A 2,915-nucleotide genomic window follows, 5' to 3' on the forward strand; every position below is an offset into this window, starting at 1 on the left:
AAGGCAGACTTGTTATAGGATCAAGCCTTACGGGCAATTAGTATCAGTTAGCTGAACGCATTACTGCGCTTACACACCTGACCTATCAACGTCCTGGTCTCGAACGACCCTTCAAGGGGATCTAGTCCCCAGGGATATCTCATCTTAAGGCGAGTTTCCCGCTTAGATGCTTTCAGCGGTTATCTCTTCCGAACATAGCTACCCGGCGATGCCACTGGCGTGACAACCGGTACACCAGAGGTTCGTCCACTCCGGTCCTCTCGTACTAGGAGCAGCCCCCTTCAAATATCCAACGCCCACGGCAGATAGGGACCAAACTGTCTCACGACGTTTTAAACCCAGCTCACGTACCTCTTTAAATGGCGAACAGCCATACCCTTGGGACCGGCTACAGCCCCAGGATGAGATGAGCCGACATCGAGGTGCCAAACACCGCCGTCGATATGAACTCTTGGGCGGTATCAGCCTGTTATCCCCAGAGTACCTTTTATCCGTTGAGCGATGGCCCTTCCATACAGAACCACCGGATCACTATGACCTGCTTTCGCACCTGCTCGACTTGTCGGTCTCGCAGTTAAGCACGCTTATGCCATTGCACTATCAGCACGATTTCCGACCGTACCTAGCGTACCTTCGTACTCCTCCGTTACGCTTTGGGAGGAGACCGCCCCAGTCAAACTGCCTACCATGCACTGTCCCCGACCCGGATCACGGGCCAAGGTTAGAACCTCAAACAAACCAGGGTGGTATTTCAAGGACGGCTCCACCGAAACTAGCGTTCCGGTTTCATAGCCTCCCACCTATCCTACACAGATCGGTTCAAAGTCCAATGCAAAGCTACAGTAAAGGTTCATGGGGTCTTTCCGTCTAGCCGCGGGTAGATTGCATCATCACAAACACTTCAACTTCGCTGAGTCTCGGGAGGAGACAGTGTGGCCATCGTTACGCCATTCGTGCAGGTCGGAACTTACCCGACAAGGAATTTCGCTACCTTAGGACCGTTATAGTTACGGCCGCCGTTTACCGGGACTTCAATCAAGAGCTTGCACCCCATCATTTAATCTTCCGGCACCGGGCAGGCGTCACACCCTATACGTCCACTTTCGTGTTTGCAGAGTGCTGTGTTTTTATTAAACAGTCGCAGCCACCAGTTTATTGCAACCCCTTCACCCTCCTGGCGCAGGCCAGTCAAGCTACAAGGGCGTACCTTATCCCGAAGTTACGGTACCAATTTGCCGAGTTCCTTCTCCCGAGTTCTCTCAAGCGCCTTAGAATACTCATCTCGCCCACCTGTGTCGGTTTGCGGTACGGTCATCGTTAGACTGAAGCTTAGAGGCTTTTCTTGGAACCACTTCCAATTGCTTCGCTCCCTAAGGAGCTCGCGCCACACCCTTGAATTACGCGCCCGGATTTGCCTAAGCGCCTTCTCCAATGCAGCGACCGGGACGTCCAACACCCGGACAACCTTCCGCGATCCGTCCCCCCATCGCATCTAACAATGGTGCAGGAATATTGACCTGCTTCCCATCAGCTACGCATTTCTGCCTCGCCTTAGGGGCCGACTCACCCTACGCCGATGAACGTTGCGTAGGAAACCTTGGGCTTACGGCGAGGGGGCCTTTCACCCCCTTTATCGCTACTCATGTCAGCATTCGCACTTCCGATACCTCCAGCACCCTTTACAAGGCACCTTCGCAGGCTTACGGAACGCTCTCCTACCATGCGTGCAAGCACGCATCCGCAGCTTCGGTATATAGCTTAGCCCCGTTACATCTTCCGCGCAGGACGACTCGATCAGTGAGCTATTACGCTTTCTTTAAAGGGTGGCTGCTTCTAAGCCAACCTCCTGACTGTTTTAGCCTTCCCACTTCGTTTCCCACTTAGCTATATTTGGGGACCTTAGCTGGCGGTCTGGGTTGTTTCCCTCTTGACACCGGACGTTAGCACCCGATGTCTGTCTCCCGTGATTGCACTCTTCGGTATTCGGAGTTTGCTATGGCGGGGTAATCTGCAATAGACCCCCCAACCATGACAGTGCTCTACCCCCGAAGGTGAGACACGAGGCACTACCTAAATAGTTTTCGGAGAGAACCAGCTATTTCCAGGTTTGTTTAGCCTTTCACCCCTATCCACAGCTCATCCCCTAACTTTTCAACGTTAGTGGGTTCGGACCTCCAGTACGTGTTACCGCACCTTCATCCTGGCCATGGATAGATCACCTGGTTTCGGGTCTACGCCCAGCAACTGAACGCCCTATTCGGACTCGCTTTCGCTACGCCTGCCCTATACGGTTAAGCTTGCTACTGAACGTAAGTCGCTGACCCATTATACAAAAGGTACGCCGTCACCCCTTGCGAGGCTCCGACTGTTTGTATGCATGCGGTTTCAGGATCTATTTCACTCCCCTCCCGGGGTTCTTTTCGCCTTTCCCTCACGGTACTGGTTCACTATCGGTCGATCACGAGTATTTAGCCTTGGAGGATGGTCCCCCCATCTTCAGACAGGATTTCACGTGTCCCGCCCTACTTGTCGCACACCTAGTTCTTTCATACTGTTTTCGCCTACAGGGCTATCACCTGCTATGGCCGCACTTTCCAGAGCGTTCGGCTAACAATACAAATAAAGAGTGCAAGGCTCATCCCATTTCGCTCGCCACTACTTTGGGAATCTCGGTTGATTTCTTTTCCTGCGGTTACTTAGATGTTTCAGTTCACCGCGTTCGCTTCACTAGACCTATGTATTCAGTCTAGGATGACCCAAAAGGGCCGGGTTTCCCCATTCGGACATCTACGGATCAAAGCTCGTTTGCCAGCTCCCCGTAGCTTTTCGCAGGCTACCGCGTCCTTCATCGCCTGTGATCGCCAAGGCATCCACCACATGCACTTGTTCGCTTGACCCTATAACGAGTCTGTCTC

1 rRNA gene is annotated in these 2,915 nt (G+C 53.0%); it reads right to left on the reverse strand.

The window, feature by feature from the left end:
* Positions 1–16: 16 nt before the first annotated feature.
* Positions 17–2,897: ribosomal RNA gene (locus tag CFB81_RS34610) — 23S ribosomal RNA — on the reverse strand.
* Positions 2,898–2,915: the final 18 nt, after the last annotated feature.

It is taken from the genome of Burkholderia sp. AU28863 (assembly GCF_002223195.1).
Lineage (GTDB): Bacteria > Pseudomonadota > Gammaproteobacteria > Burkholderiales > Burkholderiaceae > Burkholderia > Burkholderia sola.